The following is a 17,182-nucleotide window of genomic DNA, read 5'->3' on the forward strand; positions in this document are numbered from 1 at the left end:
TCGGCAACTCACACGGCCCTTGTCATATGTTAATATTGTTAAAAATTGTGATTGCATTTTTGAAAATTTTATGATATGATAACTTTCGTCGTGAGATGCGGGTGTAGTTCAATGGTAGAACACCAGCCTTCCAAGCTGGATACGTGGGTTCGATTCCCATCACCCGCTCTTTTTTTTGTTAAAGGAAACCAATAAAATCAATGGTTTCCCTTTTTATTGCTCATCGTATCGTTGGTACGATTGGTACGGTTGCCCAAAACTATAATGCAAGTGCCAAATTGATAGCTTCTGCTTGTTCCTTTTTAGTCTTTCTTTCAAAAGAATAATAATCGTATGTTGTAGATAAATGCCTATGACCAGCAAATTTTTGTGCGGTACGTGCATTTAAAGATGGAGAATCTAACAATGTCCTGATTGCAGTTTTGCGACATTTATGTGGACTTTTTGTTATGGTATCAAGTCGAGTACATAATTTGCGCAATTTTCTATCTGCGGCATTATAGCTTAAGCGATAATCATATTTCGGATTTGCACTTTGGAATATCCATTCGGCAGTAAAGTTATGAAGTTTGTTATATTCTTTAACACGTTCAAGAATACGTAGAGCTTCGTCCGTTAGTGGGATGTCTCGATTGCTTGATTCTGATTTGGTTTTTTGCTTTACCCCATCATTATTAGCCTGTCTGCGAATATACAAACGTCCATTTTTAATATCAGACCATTTCAGCCCACAACACTCTCCAATACATAGCCCTGTTTCAAAAAGAAACAAGATTTGCAAACCAGCACTTGTTGGTTGCTTTTGGTAGCGTTCTAAATCTTCATAAATCATAAGCTTAATTTGTCTGCGTTCATCATCAGTAAAAACTTGTGATTCATCGGAAGGAGTTGGAGTTGTTACAAAAAGTTCCTTTTTTAATTTTTTGCGAGCTTTTTGCCATACATTGGCTTCTACAATCGCAATATCTTCATCAGACGCATATTCATAACATTGATTGATAATAGTAAATATGCGACTAAATTTTTTCTTGTCTGGCTGATGCTTAATCATAAGTGCTTCTGCCCATGTTCGCAATTCCAATGATGTGATTTTTGAAAAAGGTTTTTAAATAATATCTTTCGATATAGGTTCATTGGCATAATAGGCAGACCACTCACTTTCAAGGCGTTTGATATTTTCTGCGTTGTATGGTGTGGTTTTCCATGCGAGCCATTTGTGATATAACTGCTCAAAAGTGATATGATATAATTGATATATTAAGGAATGAATAAAATTAGAATTTATAAAGGAGAATATTGATGAAACTATTTTTATGTTCGCACTTTTCAAGTGTGGGAAGTCTGATAAAGGAAGAAATTGAAAATAAGAAAGTCGCATTTATTCCAACAGCTTCACTGCGTGAAGGCTACACCGGTTATGTCGGCTCGGCTCGAAAATTATTCAAAAAGTTGGGAGCAATCGTAACTGAAATTGATATTTCAACGGAGGCTTATTCAACGATACAGTCTGTTTTTGAAGAAGCAGATGTGATATATTTTACCGGCGGAAATTCTTTCTTTCTTATGGACCAGCTCCGTAAAACGGGAACTGATGGGCTACTGAAAAAGGAATTGGCAAATGGAAAATTGATGATCGGCGAGTCGGCAGGCGCAATTATATGCGCTCCAAGCATCCAATATATCGAGCAAATGGATGAAAAGCCAGAGGACTACTCACAAGAAGATGATGCAGGGCTTGATTTGATTGATTTCTATGTTCTTCCGCATTATCTTACAGCACCATTTAAGAAAGTTACCGAGAAAATAATGACTGAGTTTTCGGATTTGAATCTATGCCCAATTAACAACCGTCAGGGAATTGTAATTGATGGTGAAGGTTCAAAGGTTATTTGCAAAGACTAATTTGAAAATTCCAGTTTGCCGAGATAACCGAGGAATACAAAGTTGTCATATACACATGATTTAGAATTCATTCTTATTATTTGATTAAATAAGAATGAATTCTAAAATTCGTAATTTTGGGATTAACAAGTAGTGTGCAAAGTGTTATTCTTGTTTCTGCTGATGAGTTGCCGTGGTTGGTACGATTTCGGTACGATGAGAAGATGAAGTGTTGGAATCCTCCTTATAATCAGTTTATTATGAGTGGGTTAGGGATTCGATTCCCATCACCCGCTCTATTTTTTTACCCAAACTAAATTGCCGGTTCTCTAATTTTATGTTCGGAAATTTCTTGTAAAATCAAAGGTTTCCGGGCTTTTTTTGTGCCCAAAGGACTTGTTGTTTCATGTTCAGGCTATGATCTGGGAAACTGGAACTAATTGAGATTTTGCAAGAGCGGCGTTATAATGGAACTACGAAAACAGCCGATTCAGAGGATAGAAAAGAAGTATGGCTGGATGGAGTTGGGTATTATTGACTAGAACGGAGGAATATCACATGAATGAAAATCTCGTAAAAAGAAATGAATGTCTGGCGCGGACTGTGATCAAAGGGCTGGAGTCACGAAACATGAGCGGTTATTATGCGGCGGACAAGGAAGAAGCACTGAAACAGGCATTACAGCTGATTCCGGAAGGAAGCAGCATTGCTATGGGCGGCTGTATGAGTGCGCATGAGATCGGATTGATCAAGGCACTGGAAGAAGGAAACTACAATTATATGGACCGTGATAAAATGGAGCGCAGAGCGGCATTAATGGCAGCATACGACGCAGATGTATTTTTAAGCAGCGCAAATGCGATCACGGATGATGGAATTATGGTAAACATTGATGGAAATTCCAACCGGGTATCCTGCATTGCACAGGGACCGAGAAAGGTTATTTTTATTGTAGGGATCAATAAGGTATGTTCCGATCTTGATGCTGCAATGAAGCGTGCCAGAAATGTGGCTGCACCTGCGAACGCACAGCGGTTTGATTACAAGATTCCTTGCAAAGAAAAGGGAAAATGCTTTGACTGCAAGTCACCGGATACCATCTGCTGTCAGTTTTTGATCACAAGATATTCCAGACATACAGGAAGAATCCATGTGATCCTTGTGAATGATAATCTTGGATTTTAGGAGGAACCGGCAGATATGATCCGGGAACGGTTGTTTGCATTACAGGATGAAAAATACGGTGATTTTCAAAGTAAATTGATTCCTGGACTGCCAAGGGAGCAGGTTATCGGCATCAGGATGCCAGCTATGAAAAAGCTGGCGAAGGAACTGGTAAACGGGGAAGAGACCAATGATTTTTTAAAACAGCTTCCGCATACTTATTATGATGAAAACGTTCTCCATGCACTTCTGATCGCTTCAATCAAGGATTATGATGCCTGCATGGAAGCGCTGGAGACATTTTTGCCGTACATCGATAATTGGGCTGTATGTGACTGTCTTTCCCCGAAAGTATTTCAAAAGCATAAGACAGAGCTTTTAGAGAAAATAAAGCTCTGGATTCCAGCAGAGCATCCATATATTTGCCGGTTTGGGATGGGAATGCTGATGCGCTGGTTTCTGGATGATGATTTTTGCCAAGAGTATCTGGAATTACCGGCGGCTGTCCGTTCGGAGGAATACTATGTGAACATGATGACAGCATGGTTTTTTGCAACAGCGCTGGCGAAACAGTGGGATGCGGCGATCCCGTACCTGGAACAGAATCGTCTGAATCCATGGACCCATAATAAGACGATTCAGAAAGCACGGGAGAGTTACCGGATCACGCCGGGGCAGAAAGAGTACCTGAAAACGCTGAAGCTTTAACATAGCTCGTTCCTTTGATGTTTACTGCGCAATCTTGTTATTACACCAGGCAGCCCATCAGCTTTTCAAAATCTTCCTTACACATAGGGCGGTAGTATAAAAAGCCCTGGATCTCATCGCAGCCTTCCTGCTTCAGGAAGTCTGCGATTTCTTTTGTTTCCACGCCTTCGCAGACGATGGTTTTCTTCATACGCTTGAGCATATGGAAAATCTCCTGCAGGACGATATGGGCATTTTCGGACAGGGTGTCCCCGAGAAACATCCGGTCAATTTTTACTTCATCAAAAAGCAGATCCTTTAATGTGTTTAAGGAGGAATAGCCAGAGCCGAAATCATCCATGGAAATCTGGATGTTACGGTTCTGGAGACTGCGGATCACCTGGTTGACAGCCAGTGGGTTATTGACGTAGGTGGACTCTGTGATCTCAAAGGTAAGAAGAGACGGATCAATCTTGTAGGTATCAATGAGATCCTGAATCTTCTGAACAAAAGTATGCGGCTGCTCAAAATGGACCGGAGACACATTTAAGGAGACACGGAATTTTGCAGGAAGCAGACTTGCGTATTTGCGGAGCCACTGGAACGTCTGCTCGTAGACGTAATAATCTAGGTCAACTACAAACCCATTTTGTTCAAACAGAGAGATATAGATGTCTGGGGACCAGAGAAGCTTTCCGTTCCGTATCCAGCGGACTAAAATTTCTGCGCTGGACACAGTCTGGGTGATCGTGTTGACCTTAGGCTGGAAATAAATTTCAAATTCATGGTTTTCCAGGGCGCTGTGGAAGGAATGCAGGATCTCCGCCTGCATTTTTTCTTTCCGGTCAATCTCGTCGGAGTAAAGGCAGGTGTGGCTGATGAGTTTTTTGGCGATCCGCCTTGCCACGTTGGCACAGGAAATCATGGTTTCCGGCTTGGTTTCTTCTTCCGGGATCAGGTAGATGCCGGAGTTGGTCCGGAAGAAGCTGATGTGGTAGGTATCGCGGATCCGGCTGCAGATCTTCTGGTCAAGACTCTGGATCTGTTCCCGGAGTGCATCCCCGGTCTGCCTGCTTACATCAGCAATACTGATAAAAACATCGGAGAAAAAGCGGGCAGTGAACAGGGAAAGCGAGGAAGCAGTAAGTTCCTCGTAGACGATATTTAAGATTTCATTTCCAAGCGGGTAGCCATATTTGTCATTGATAAAATGAAAATTTTCAATGTCTGTAGAAATCAGTGCGATCGGAAGCTTTCTGGTTACTGGATGCTGGCAGGGATTTTCGGAACTGAAAAGTTTCCCGGCGTTCTGGGACTGGAATAGCCGGATCTTCTCGGCGAGAAATTCGGAGGATACGGTTGGGATCACCTGGCTGTTTTTGGTCTGGCTCTGGGATTCACTGTGATTTCTGGAATTCTTTTTATAAAATTTGTCCTGATACATGCGTTTATCGGCTGCGTTGATCAGATCGTCCATCATGAAATAATGGTTCCGGTAGCTGACCTCGTAGCCGACTGCGTAGCTTAAGGGCAGGCTTGCCCGGGTATTGTGTTCCTGGACCAGCGTGCTGAGCTGCAGATCCATATGCTTTAAGTCGTCCGGCTTGGTATTTTCCTGGATAATGATGAATTCGTCACCTCCGTAACGTGCCAGAAAGCTGTGTTCATCCAGAATGCGGGTCAGACAGTAGGCAAAATCCTGAATGAATTCATCGCCTTTTTCATGTCCATAGGTGTCGTTGACGTGCTTTAAGTTATTTAAGTCAAACATCATAACGCCCACGCCAAAGGTGTTGGCGCGGTCGTTCAATTCCTGAAGCTTTTTCTCCAGTGATTTTTTGTTGTGGATTCCGGTCACATCCCGGTAGGCATTGTTGAGCAGGCGGGCCAGAAGCTCTCTCTGGATCAGGGCCAGAACAATACAGAGAACCAGAAAGGCCAGTGTCATGCACAGTGACTGGTACATAGCTTTGTAAGAGAGGTCTGGATCAACCAAAAGTTTGGTCAGGTAAAGGTTTAGAATGAGAATCAGCATGAGCACAGTCAGGATGATCTCACAAAGATGCAGGATGCTCTTGTTTCGTTTCATAGTAAGTCTCCTTGGTAAAAACATTGCGATGCGCGAAAAAAGGATAAGGCATCGGGCAACTGCGTCTTTTCGGGAACGCAGTGCTGTGAAGGACAGATTACTCTGCCTGTACAATGATCATCTTTGCAAAGTCGGCGCTGATGCCGATCTTACTTTCTTTGATCATGACAATGTAGTAGCCGAAAAAGGCAGACAGAATGCGGATAGCGGCATTTTCCACAAATCCAAGCGTTTCCAGATAATGGCGCTGCTCCTCATCTCCGCATATTTTTTGAACCGTATATTGCTGATTGATCTCAGCTAAATTCAGTGGCATAAATTCCTCCTCTGGAACATTTTAATAGAAAGTTAGTTGCAGCTAACATCATAGCATAAATCAAAATGCTGTCAATCATTTTTATAGGAAAACACTCCTTCGTTTCTGAATAAAAACAGCGAATTTGAAGATACTGAGAAAACATGATCAATAAGGATGATTTACAGAAAAAGTGCCGTGTGGTAGACTGTGGTTGGTTAGCGATAACTAACTTAATAAGGCACAGGCAGGAGGACATGACTATGATGTATCTGGAAATTGAAAAAGTAATTGGAAGAGAGATTATCGATTCCCGCGGAAACCCAACCGTAGAAGCTGAGGTGTATTTAACCGATGGCACCGTCGGCAGAGGTGCAGCACCGAGCGGCGCATCTACCGGTGAGTTTGAGGCACTGGAATTACGGGATCAGGATAAGAGCCGCTTTGGCGGAAAAGGCGTTTCCAAAGCAGTGGAGAACATCAATACTGTCATTTCTGATGTTCTGTGCGGCATGGATCCGTCTAATGTTTATGCGATTGACCAGGCAATGATTCAGGCCGATGGCACAAAAGATAAATCCAGGCTGGGTGCAAATGCAATCCTGGCAGTTTCTATCGCAAGCGCAAGAGCAGCAGCAAACGCTATGGAAATGCCGCTGTACCGTTTCCTCGGCGGCGCAAACGGCAACCGTCTGCCGCTTCCGATGATGAACATCTTAAACGGCGGCGCGCATGCAGCCAATACCGTGGATGTGCAGGAGTTTATGATCATGCCGGCAGGCGCACCGAGCTTCAAGGAAGGTCTCCGCTGGTGTACCGAGGTGTTCCATGCACTGGCAGCCCTGTTAAAATCCAGAGGACTGGCAACTTCCGTCGGCGATGAGGGCGGCTTCGCACCGGACCTTGGCAGTGATGAGGAAGCAATCCAGGTAATTCTGGAAGCAGTTGAGAAGGCAGGATATAAGCCGGGTACCGATTTTGTTCTGGCCATGGATGCTGCATCCAGTGAGTGGAAGAGCGGTAAGAAGGGCGAGTATCTGCTTCCGAAGAGCGGCAAGAAGTTTACTTCCAAAGAGCTGGTAGAGCACTGGAAGAACTTGTGTGAGAAGTACCCGATCTACTCCATCGAGGATGGCCTGGATGAGGAAGACTGGGAAGGCTGGCAGATGATGACCAAAGAACTCGGCGATAAGGTTCAGCTGGTTGGTGATGACTTATTCGTAACCAACACCGAGCGTCTTGCAAAGGGCATTGAGCTTGGCTGCGGCAACTCCATCCTGATCAAGTTAAACCAGATCGGTACCGTATCCGAGACTCTGGAGGCAATCAAGATGGCACACAAAGCAGGCTACACCGCGATCGCATCCCATCGTTCCGGTGAGACCGAGGATACCACGATCGCAGATCTTGCCGTTGCCTTAAATACCTGCCAGATCAAAACCGGCGCACCGAGCAGAAGTGAGCGTGTGGCAAAATACAATCAGCTGCTTCGCATCGAGGAGGAGCTTGGTGTGGCAGCACAGTTTCCGGGCGTGAAGGCGTTTAATATCAAACGTTAGTCAGTTGATTCGTTTGGAAATATCAAAGTGTTAGTCAGCGTATTGTTTGATGCAGTTTCAACTTTGCACTTGCGATGATCTTATGAGGATTTAATAACCAAAAACTGCCATTTCCTAGTGGGAAGTGGCAGTTTTTTGATGCAAGGCATGTCACAAATGTGGATGTAATGTGCATGTAGATTGTGCTAGTTGTTTTCGTTATTGCGGTATTTTGCGTTTTTTTCCTTCAGCTTTGCCAGATATTCGTTGGCTTCCTTTTCAGATTTAAACCGCATTTTCGGGCCCTGCGGGCTGAGTTTTAAGACGTAGCCGCCTGTATTTTTTCTTCTGAACATCGATTCCATCCTTTCCTGAAAGATCTTGTGACTTGCGTCACTCGATTGCATTGCCGTTCGCCATGACCGTGCAAGCACGTTCCTGGCTCTCTTGCGCTCGTTATATTTTACCATGGCGAGGGAAAAATGAAAAGATTATTTGACGCCCTGGCCCTTTCTGTGTTATACTATCTCGGCTGTGGAGAAAGTTAAAAGTTATTTCTGCAGCAAAATGGCAGATATTTTCTGCCGACTGGTTCGGGAACCTCCCAGGATAAAAAACTAGGCAGACAAAAGAACAATCCCGTTGCGGGGTCACGTATGCGTGAACCGTGTGGGATAACCAAAGCACAGTTGTGGAAAACGTTCGCAATCCGTAACGATTTTGTGGATAATTATAACGAATCGCGGATCATGATAGCAATCGTTTCAATCTGCAAAGAACAAGGTGCTGTTTTTGTGTGTTTATCTGAGGTCCTCAGAAAATACGCAAAGACAGTACCTTTTTTGTTGTCCTGCATTCAAAGAAACCTGCTCTGGCAGTTTGCAGAGAATATATGGAACAGGCCCTGTCTTTGCAAAGAAAGAGGGCAAAAAATGGAGAAAGAAAAGAGACGTGTGATCATTGACTGTGATCCCGGGATTGATGACAGCCTGGCTATCATGCTGGCATTATCTATGGAAACATTGCAGGTCGAAGGGATCACCATTGTCTGCGGCAATTCCCCGGTGGAGATGGGAGCAGGCAATGCGAAAAAAGTATTGAAACAGATGGACCGGCTGGAGATTCCGGTGTTTCGCGGAGAGGCGGTGCCGCTCAAACGGGAGTATGTAAATGCATTGGATACGCACGGGGAAGATGGTCTCGGTGAGAGTTTCCTTCCAGAAGTAGAAGGGTATGAACAGAGCCAGACGGCGGTAGATTTCTTATGTGAGAAGGTACGTACCTGTGCGGCAGAGGGCAGCGGTTGTTCTGTGATTGCGCTTGGACCGATGACGAACCTGGCGCGGATGATCGAAACAGACCGGGAAGCGTTTGGAATGATTGATGAGATCGTTTCCATGGGCGGAAGTTTTCGCAGCCACGGAAACTGTTCCCCTGTGGCAGAGTACAATTACTGGGCTGACCCGGATGCAGCAGCACTGGTCTATGAGACAATGGCGAAACTTGGAAAGAAGATTTTCATGGTGGGACTGGATGTCACAAGAAAGATTGTGCTGACGCCGAACCTGTTGGAATATATGAAGCGCCTGGATGCGGAAACGGGAAATTTTGTGCAGGCGATCACGAAATTTTATTTTGATTTCCACTGGGAGTGGGAGCATTTGATCGGCTGTGTGATCAATGATCCGCTGGCGGTGGCGTATTTTGCGGACCGTTCCATCTGCAGTGGGTTTGATGCCTACACGGCGGTGGAGACAGGCGGGATTTCGATTGGCCAGACGGTTGTGGATTCCATGCATTTTTACCGGAAACCGGCAAATGCACGGGTGTTGACCGAGGTGGATGTGCTGAAATTCTTTCAGCTGTTTTTCTCAAAAATTTTGAAGATACCGGTGGAGAAGCTGGATCTGCTGGAGATGCTTGTGGGCGTGAATGAGCAGGTGCGGCATATGGTATGAGCGCATTGCGATTGAATAGATCGAACAACGAAGAGCAGGAAAAAAATTTGAGAAAAAGAGAGGATTACACACATGAACCGAACTAGAAACATGACAACCTTACAGCTTTGCATGCTGGCTATGGCGGTGTGCATCAATGTGGCAGGAGGTCAGCTTGCGCTGATCCTTCGCCTGCCGATTTATTTAGACAGTATCGGAACCATTTTAACCGGTCTCTGGATGGGACCGTTCTGCGGCATGCTGCCGAATCTCTTAAGCGGCATCATTCTTGGTATGACAACCGATATTTATTCTTTGTATTTTGCACCGGTCGGTATGATCACCGGACTGATGGCGGGCATCGCCGGAATGGTTATGAAGAGTCTGCTCAGTGAGCGGAATGTCCGAAAACGCCAGATTCTGACCGGAGCTTTTCTGATCACAGTTCCAGGAACGCTGGTAAGTTCTGTGATCAATGCCGTATTGTTTGGCGGTGTGACTTCTTCCGGGTCTTCCATTCTGGTGCAATTGCTTGCCAAAACTCCGCTTGGCATGACCGGAAGTATTTTTGCAGTGCAGATTTTAACGGATTATCTGGACCGGGTGATCGCGCTTGCGTTGGCTGTGGCAGTTCTGCAGGTGCTTCCGCAGGATCTGCGTACACTTTGGAAACGGAATAAAAAGGAAAGAGTGAAAGAGGAAAGTTATGGGAATTCCAACCGAACGATACAGTAAGATAACCAATAAGAACCAGAGAGAAATCTGTCTTTTACAGGGATTTCCCTGCGCCTGGGGAAAGTGTGCATTTTGCGATTATATCGCAGACAACAGCCGGGATGAAGCGTCTATGGTGGAGCTGAATCACCGCGTACTGGATCTGGTAACCGGGGAATTCGGTGTGCTGGAGGTCATTGATTCGGCGAGCTGTTTTGAACTGCCGGAGCAGACGTTAGAGCGGATTGCACAGGTAATAAAAGAAAAGAACATCCAGAAGCTGTTTTTTGAAGCGCACTGGATTTACCGGCATAAGCTGGATGAGATGCGAAAGCGGATGCCGGTGCCGATCGTCTTTAAGATCGGCGTGGAGACGTTTGATCACGATTTCCGGGAAAAAGTATTGAACAAGCATGCCGATTTTTCCGGTCCGGAGGAAGTGGCGCGATACTTCGATTCGCCCTGTCTGATGGTAGGAATCAAAGGGCAGACAAAAGAGATGATCGCCCGGGATATCGAGTACTTAAAACGGTATTTCAAGCTGGGCACCGTGAATGTCTACAATAACAATACTACTCCGATCCGACGGGATGAGGAACTAGTGCGATGGTTTATGAAGGAATACCAGTGGCTCCTGGATGATCCGGCTGTGGAGGTGCTGTATGAGATCACGGATTTCGGCGTGGGTTGAGTGCGGTTATTGTTCACAGGCAGAGATTTTGCCAATTGTATAAAATTGACAAAGAAAAAACAAAAACAGGTTGACGTGTTGTAGATAATGTGGTAGAGTTAAGACAACATGATTTGAATATAACAATTTTGGATTGTTACTGGGAAGCAGGCAAAACCAATTTTGAACGGTATTTGATAGTTTGTGATGCAGATATTTGTTCAGAATTGGTTTTTTATTTTAAATGGATCAGGACAATGTGAGAGGGAGTGTTGCTGGACGCGCATGTGTGAACGGCAGAGCGTGTACTGGTCTATGTGGGGTTATGGGTATGACAGTAGAGAAAGTGATCAACAACAATGTGATCAGTGCTTTGGAAAATGGCAGAGAAGTTGTTGTGATGGGACGCGGAATCGGATTTCAGATCCGTGCCGGTATGGAAATTCCAAAAGATCAGATTGAGAAAGTGTTCCGGCTGGAGAATCCGGACGTCATGGATCAGTTCAAAAATCTGGTACAGAAGCTGCCGCCGGAGCGTCTGCAGATTTCTGCCGAAGTGATCCAGTACGCGAAAGGCGTTATGGACAAAAAATTAAATCATAATATTTACCTGACATTGACGGATCATATCAATTTTGCCATTGAGCGCTATCAGAAAAAGATGATGTTTGCCAATCCGCTGCTGGGTGAGATCCGGACATTTTACCGGGAGGAATATGTCATTGGCATGTTCGCCATTGACCTGATCGAGCGCAGACTGGGAATTTCATTTCCGGTTGATGAGGCGGCGTCCATTGCGCTTCATATTGTAAATGCGGAGTATAACACCCGGATGCGGGACACCATCGATATGACGAAAATTATTCACGATGTACTGCAGATGGTAGAGGAATATTTTCAGATAGAAATGGACCCGAACTCAGCAAGCTATGGTCGCATGGTGACCCATCTGCGTTTCCTGGCGCACCGGATCTACAGTGGAGAGTCGCTGGAGGAAGGGGCCGGGCTGGAAGAATTCCATGCCATGATCCGGCAGATGTATCCGGAAGAATATGCCTGCGGCAGAAAAATCCAGGAATTTATCCTGCAGACCTATGGGCATCGGGTGTCAGCGGAAGAAATTTCGTATTTGTCTGTTCATATTAGAAGGATACGGTTTAGCGGCAGCGAAGATAAAATCTGAAATACAGAATCATGTGATCTCATCAGAAAAAACTGGGATCATGTTTCATAAAAAAGGGGGACTTGTTATGTTTCAGGCATTAAAAAAGATGTTTGGAGGAAAGAAAGAACAGGCAGAGGTGTTATCTCCGGCATCGGGAAAGGTGATTCCGTTAAGCGAAGTAGCAGATCCTGCTTTTGCACAGGGAATCCTGGGAAAAGGCGTTGCACTGATTCCGTCAGAAGGAGCATTCCGTGCACCGGTATCCGGTGAGGTAACGGTGCTGTTTGAAACAGGGCATGCAGTCAGCATCAAAGCAGATAACGGTGCAGAACTGATCGTTCATATTGGTCTGGATACGGTTCAGTTAAAGGGTCAGTATTTCCAGACGCACGTAAAGCAGGGAGACCGGGTACAGGTGGGCGATCTTCTGATCACGGCAGACCTGGAACAGATCCGTACAGCCGGGTATGATGTTGTGACGCCTGTGATCGTCTGCAATACGCCGGATTTCCCGGATATGGTATGCAGTACCGGAATGGTGGTAAAAGCAGGAGATCCGGTTATTTCTTTATAAAAAGCAAGAATCAGATGTTCCATGCACGAATGCGGGTAACGAAAGGAAGACTGTTTTAGTATGAAATACGCAACGGTACAGGTGGAAGATCCGGAGGGACTTCATGTACGGAACTGTGCACGCATTATGGCGGCGGCGACCAGGCTTGACGCGGACTTATCGCTTATTTATGGGGAGAAAACGGCGCGTGCAGACCGTATCCTGGAGCTTATGGCATTAGAAGCGCCGTCCGGCAGTGTGATTGAAATTCATGCGGAGGGAAAAGAAGCGAAAACGGCGGTTGATACGATTGCTCAGATTCTGCGCACGTGATACAGTTGTGCAGATTGCTGTCTGCTTTCGCAAGCAAAAGATGATTTGCAACCATTGGGGAGTGGTTCAAATACAAAAAGAAAAAAGCCGAAAGGCGAAAAAGAAAGGGGTTTTACATTATGATGAAGTTTTTCCAGAGACTGGGCAAAGCTTTGATGCTTCCGGTAGCATGTCTTCCGGTATGTGGTATCCTGATGGGAATCGGATACATTCTGGCACCTGCGGCAATGGCAGGTGAAGTTCAGGGGTTTACTGCGGGTGGCCTTGGCTATTCCATCGGTCTGTTCCTCATTAAGGCAGGCGGTGCCCTGATCGACAACATGTCCTGGCTGTTTGCCATCGGTGTGGCAGTTGGGATGGCAGATGATGCGGACGGTACAGCCGGTCTGGCAGGTCTTGTTTCCATGTACATGATCACCACGCTCTTAAGCAGCGGTTCCGTGGCTGGTATTACCGGGCATGAGGCAGCACCGGCGTTTGGCAAGATCGTGAACCAGTTCGTTGGTATCGTATCCGGTCTGATCGGTGCAACCTGCTATAACAAATACAAAAACGTGAAGCTTCCGGATGCACTGGCATTCTTCAGCGGCAAGCGTGCCGTTGCAATCTTCACCGCGCTGTATTCCATCGTTGCAGCGCTGGTTCTGTTCTTTGTATGGCCGCTGGTTTACGGTGCACTGGTTACCATGGGTGAGGCCTTCATTGGCATGGGCGCTCTGGGCGCGGGCATTTATGCATTCCTCAACCGTCTGCTCATTCCGTTCGGTCTGCATCATGCACTGAATTCCGTATTCTGGTTTGATGTAGCCGGAATCAATGATTTAAGTAATTTCTGGGGCAACACCGGTGTTTACGGACAGACGGGTATGTACATGACCGGATTCTTCCCGTTCATGATGTTTGGTCTTCCGGCAGCATGTATCGCGATGTACCAGACTGCAAAGCCGGGCAAAAAGAAAATGGTTTACGGACTGCTTGCATCTGCAGCATTCTGTTCGTTCTTTACCGGCGTTACCGAGCCGATCGAGTTTTCTTTCATGTTTCTGGCTCCTGGCCTTTACGTCGTACATGCGCTGTTAGCAGGTATCACTGCCGGCATTACCGTTGCACTTCCGATCCGTGCAGGCTTCTCATTCTCAGGCGGTGCAGTTGATATGGTGCTCAGCTCCTTCACTCCGCTGGCAGAGAATCCGTGGATGCTGATCCCGGTTGGTCTGGCGGTTGGTGTTCTCTATTATGTTGTGTTCCGCTTTGTAATTACTAGATTTGATTTAAAGACTCCGGGACGTGAGGATGATGAAACAGAGGAAGCGAAAGTAACCCTGTCCAACAACAACTACACGGAAGTCGCAAAGATTGTTCTGGAAGGTGTTGGCGGTCCGGAGAATGTGGCATCCATCGACAACTGCATTACCAGACTCCGCCTGGAAGTCAAAGACTACACAAAGGTAAATGAAAAAGTCATCAAATCTGCCGGTGTGGCAGGTGTGATACGTCCGAGCAAGACCTCTGTTCAGGTCATCATTGGAACCCAGGTACAGTTTGTGGCAGATGAATTCAAGAAACTTTGCAAGTAAGCAGATCCTCCAGGTTTCCGAAAAGATGGCGATCCAGAAACGACTGCTTTCTGAAAAAGATCGCTTTTGGAAGACAGATACGCGAAAGGGCTTTCCTCTTTATGGGGAAGGCTCTTTTTCTTTCCGGAAAATAAAAAATGCAGCGATCTTTCACAGAAAGGTCATATTTGTCTGTTAGAATCAGGTAGAGTGAAAGAAGAGGGCGATCATTATGAAATTGAAACAGAAAGAATTGAAAAAGACCATGAGAGGAATTTTTGCAGGAGCATGTTTGCTGGTAATCGGAAGTGCAGTTGTTTTTGCAGTGGGTACGGAAACCGAGATGAAAGCTTATGCGGCAGAGTGGCAGCAGGCTGAAAACGGGGACTGGACCTACGCAGAGGACGATGGAAGCTATGCGACGGGCTGGCAGAAGATCGGTGGTGTCTGGTATTATCTGGACCCGGAGAGTGGTGTATGGAACAGCCATCCGGCACTGGATCAGACCTCGGTCTGCTATCTGGTAGAGAATGCAGTAAACAAGAAGGGCTGGTTTAACCGGGAAATTTCAGAAGATGAGATCTTACATTATAACGTAGACAGCTCCAGCCAGTATAAATATACGGTGGTGATCCAGAAGGAAGACCGTCCGGATGAGATCGGAAGCACATTAAAAACCTTCGAGGTAGATAAGCGGACTGGGACAGCGAAGGATGTCTCTACAAAAATCATACTGAACTTATATGAATAAGCAACTAAAAACTTACAAAAACTAAGTTTTTAAAAAAAAGAATTAATTTTACTTATGACATTTCCTGCATTATAATGTGATTATCAACAAGGAGTTAAAGCGCTGGATGTCACGGATGCACAACACAAAAACCGAAATTCTGTACCGTGTGCCAGCGTGAAACGAAGAAGGAGGAAATGTATGGGACGTTTATATGTCAAGATCAAAGACCAGGATAACGTCGTTGTAGCCGTTCAGGATCTGAAGGCTGGAACAGAAGTTATGGAAGGTCTTGTGACCAATCAGGACATTCCGCAGGCTCATAAGATTGCCCTGTGCGATATCCCGGCAGGCGGCGAGATCATCCGTTATGGTGTGGTTCTCGGCTATGCAATCAACGATATCAAGAAAGGCGACTGGATCAACGAGCATATGCTGGATCTCCCGCAGAGCCCGTCTGTAGACGATATGGAGTACGGCACCAATCTGGTTCCGATGGAGGAGCTTCCGATGCCGACCAGAACCACCTGGATGGGTTACCGTAATGCCGAGGGTCCGGCAGGTACGAGAAACCTTCTGGGAATCGTAACCACCGTTCAGTGTGCGGCTGGCGTATTAAAGGTCGCAGTAGAGCGCATCAAGAAAGAGCTGCTTCCGAAGTATCCGAATGTAGATGGTGTTGTAGCAGTTACCCATCCGTATGGCTGTGGTGTTGCGATCAACGCACCGTTAGCTTACATCCCGATCCGTGCGATCACCAATGTCATCCGGCATCCGAACTTTGGCGGTGAGATCATGGTAGTAGGCCTTGGCTGCGAGAAGCTGACCTATGACCGCGTACTTCCGCCGGAGGATATCACCCCGGAGAACGTTCTGACTCTTCAGGACTATGCTGGTCATGACGCTATGATGAACGCAATCCTTGAAATGGCAGAGAAGAAACTGCAGAAGCTGAACAAGAGAACCCGTGAGGAGCTTCCGCTCAGCGATCTGTTAATTGGTATGCAGTGCGGCGGCAGTGATGCATTCTCCGGTATTTCCGCTAACCCGAGTGCCGGTTATGCAGCAGATATGCTGGTTCGCGGTGGCGCAACCGTAATGTTCAGTGAGGTTACCGAGGTTCGTGACGGCGTACATATGCTTGCAGCACGCTGCCCGGATGCCCATACTCGTGACCGTCTGGCAGAAGAGATGAAATGGTACGACAAGTACCTTGCAGAGGGCGGCGTAGGCCGTGACGCAAACCCGACTCCTGGTAACAAGGCAGGCGGACTTGCAAATATCGTAGAGAAAGCAATGGGAAGTATCGCAAAGAGCGGTACCAGCCAGATCGTGGAAGTACTTTCCCCGGCTCAGAAGCCGACCAAGCACGGCCTGATCTATGCAGCAACCCCGGCCAGCGACATCGTTTGCGGACCGAGCCAGGTTGCAAGTGGTATCGGTCTTCAGGTATTTATGACCGGACGCGGAACCCCGTATGGTCTGGATATCAGCCCGGTTATCAAAGTCTGCAGCCGTAACGAGTTAAAGAACCACTGGTTCGACCTGATCGATATCTCTGCAGGTGACGTAGCTACCGGCGAAAAGACCATCGCAGATGTTGGACAGGAAATCTTCGACATGATCCTGGATGTGGCAAGCGGAATCAAGCAGCCATACAGCGACCAGTACGGATTCCACAACGATATGTGCATCTTCAACCCGGCACCGATAACCTGATCCTGCCGTCAAAACAGAATCTGTATCAAATTCAGAGAGAACTGCTCCATCGTGGGCAGTTCTTTTTTTTTCTAATTTATTTAAAAATCAAATAAATCATGGAGATATATTGATAGATACAATTTCTCATTCCGGGAAATTTATGTTACAT

The 17,182-nt window shown here is 46.1% G+C and carries 17 protein-coding genes and 1 tRNA gene; 14 read left to right on the plus strand and 4 right to left on the minus strand.

Going from position 1 to position 17,182, the window contains the following annotated elements:
- The first annotated feature begins 97 nt into the window (after window positions 1-97).
- Window positions 98-168 (plus strand) — tRNA-Gly (locus tag DW922_RS14290).
- A gap of 91 nt (window positions 169-259) precedes the next feature.
- Here DW922_RS14290 and DW922_RS14295 read toward each other — a convergent pair.
- Window positions 260-1,051, minus strand: a complete 792-nt coding sequence (locus tag DW922_RS14295; protein WP_118726932.1) for a site-specific integrase — start codon at window positions 1,049-1,051, stop codon at window positions 260-262.
- A 248-nt stretch (window positions 1,052-1,299) separates the two neighbouring features.
- Here DW922_RS14295 and DW922_RS14300 point away from each other — a divergent pair, with 248 nt between their 5' ends.
- The 3 genes from DW922_RS14300 (at window position 1,300) to DW922_RS14310 (ending at window position 3,753) form a co-directional block, all read left to right on the plus strand.
- A complete protein-coding gene (locus DW922_RS14300) occupies window positions 1,300-1,902 on the plus strand; it encodes a Type 1 glutamine amidotransferase-like domain-containing protein (protein ID WP_055271744.1) in 603 nt (200 codons plus the stop codon).
- 537 nt (window positions 1,903-2,439) lie between these two features.
- Window positions 2,440-3,066 (plus strand): lactate utilization protein, encoded by a 627-nt coding sequence (locus tag DW922_RS14305; RefSeq protein ID WP_118720523.1) that lies wholly within the window; start codon window positions 2,440-2,442, stop codon window positions 3,064-3,066.
- Window positions 3,067-3,081: 15 nt separating this feature from the next.
- The gene (locus DW922_RS14310) at window positions 3,082-3,753 is read left to right on the plus strand and encodes a DNA alkylation repair protein (protein ID WP_118726933.1); all 672 of its coding nucleotides are present in this window, start codon (window positions 3,082-3,084) and stop codon (window positions 3,751-3,753) included.
- Window positions 3,754-3,793: 40 nt separating this feature from the next.
- Here DW922_RS14310 and DW922_RS14315 read toward each other — a convergent pair whose 3' ends face one another.
- Window positions 3,794-5,821 carry an EAL domain-containing protein gene (locus tag DW922_RS14315; RefSeq protein WP_195715078.1) on the minus strand — a complete coding sequence of 676 codons (2,028 nt, stop codon included), beginning with the start codon at window positions 5,819-5,821 and terminating at the stop codon, window positions 3,794-3,796.
- Between the two features lie 97 nt (window positions 5,822-5,918).
- Window positions 5,919-6,137 carry a FeoA family protein gene (locus DW922_RS14320; RefSeq protein WP_118726935.1) on the minus strand — a complete coding sequence of 73 codons (219 nt, stop codon included), beginning with the start codon at window positions 6,135-6,137 and terminating at the stop codon, window positions 5,919-5,921.
- A 242-nt stretch (window positions 6,138-6,379) separates the two neighbouring features.
- Here DW922_RS14320 and eno point away from each other — a divergent pair, with 242 nt between their 5' ends.
- Window positions 6,380-7,675 (plus strand): phosphopyruvate hydratase, encoded by a 1,296-nt coding sequence (eno, locus tag DW922_RS14325; protein WP_118706138.1) that lies wholly within the window; start codon window positions 6,380-6,382, stop codon window positions 7,673-7,675.
- 185 nt (window positions 7,676-7,860) lie between these two features.
- On the opposite strand, the gene DW922_RS17505 is transcribed toward eno, so the two are convergent.
- The gene (locus DW922_RS17505; protein WP_154106752.1) at window positions 7,861-8,010 is read right to left on the minus strand and encodes a hypothetical protein; all 150 of its coding nucleotides are present in this window, start codon (window positions 8,008-8,010) and stop codon (window positions 7,861-7,863) included.
- Between the two features lie 576 nt (window positions 8,011-8,586).
- Here DW922_RS17505 and DW922_RS14330 point away from each other — a divergent pair.
- The 9 genes from DW922_RS14330 (at window position 8,587) to garD (ending at window position 17,031) form a co-directional block, all read left to right on the plus strand.
- Window positions 8,587-9,612: a nucleoside hydrolase gene (locus DW922_RS14330; protein WP_118726936.1), complete on the plus strand. Its 1,026-nt coding sequence runs from the start codon at window positions 8,587-8,589 to the stop codon at window positions 9,610-9,612.
- A gap of 72 nt (window positions 9,613-9,684) precedes the next feature.
- Window positions 9,685-10,326 (plus strand): ECF transporter S component, encoded by a 642-nt coding sequence (locus DW922_RS14335; protein WP_243032253.1) that lies wholly within the window; start codon window positions 9,685-9,687, stop codon window positions 10,324-10,326.
- A complete protein-coding gene (locus DW922_RS14340) occupies window positions 10,298-10,996 on the plus strand; it encodes a radical SAM protein (protein ID WP_118726937.1) in 699 nt (232 codons plus the stop codon). The genes DW922_RS14335 and DW922_RS14340 overlap by 29 nt, the downstream gene beginning before the upstream one ends.
- A gap of 310 nt (window positions 10,997-11,306) precedes the next feature.
- Window positions 11,307-12,158 carry a PRD domain-containing protein gene (locus DW922_RS14345; RefSeq protein WP_118726938.1) on the plus strand — a complete coding sequence of 284 codons (852 nt, stop codon included), beginning with the start codon at window positions 11,307-11,309 and terminating at the stop codon, window positions 12,156-12,158.
- Between the two features lie 67 nt (window positions 12,159-12,225).
- Complete coding sequence (locus DW922_RS14350; RefSeq protein ID WP_118726939.1) at window positions 12,226-12,714, plus strand: PTS glucose transporter subunit IIA; 489 nt, start codon at window positions 12,226-12,228, stop codon at window positions 12,712-12,714.
- A gap of 60 nt (window positions 12,715-12,774) precedes the next feature.
- Window positions 12,775-13,026 carry an HPr family phosphocarrier protein gene (locus DW922_RS14355; RefSeq protein WP_118720505.1) on the plus strand — a complete coding sequence of 84 codons (252 nt, stop codon included), beginning with the start codon at window positions 12,775-12,777 and terminating at the stop codon, window positions 13,024-13,026.
- A 119-nt stretch (window positions 13,027-13,145) separates the two neighbouring features.
- Window positions 13,146-14,603 carry an N-acetylglucosamine-specific PTS transporter subunit IIBC gene (nagE, locus tag DW922_RS14360; protein WP_118542052.1) on the plus strand — a complete coding sequence of 486 codons (1,458 nt, stop codon included), beginning with the start codon at window positions 13,146-13,148 and terminating at the stop codon, window positions 14,601-14,603.
- 211 nt (window positions 14,604-14,814) lie between these two features.
- Window positions 14,815-15,333, plus strand: coding sequence for a hypothetical protein (locus DW922_RS14370; protein WP_118726941.1), 519 nt, complete (start codon window positions 14,815-14,817; stop codon window positions 15,331-15,333).
- A gap of 180 nt (window positions 15,334-15,513) precedes the next feature.
- Window positions 15,514-17,031: a galactarate dehydratase gene (gene garD / locus DW922_RS14375; RefSeq protein ID WP_118720499.1), complete on the plus strand. Its 1,518-nt coding sequence runs from the start codon at window positions 15,514-15,516 to the stop codon at window positions 17,029-17,031.
- The last annotated feature ends 151 nt before the right edge of the window (window positions 17,032-17,182 follow it).

The sequence above is a fragment of the Clostridium sp. AM42-4 genome, assembly GCF_003480105.1.
Lineage (GTDB): Bacteria > Bacillota > Clostridia > Lachnospirales > Lachnospiraceae > Brotaphodocola.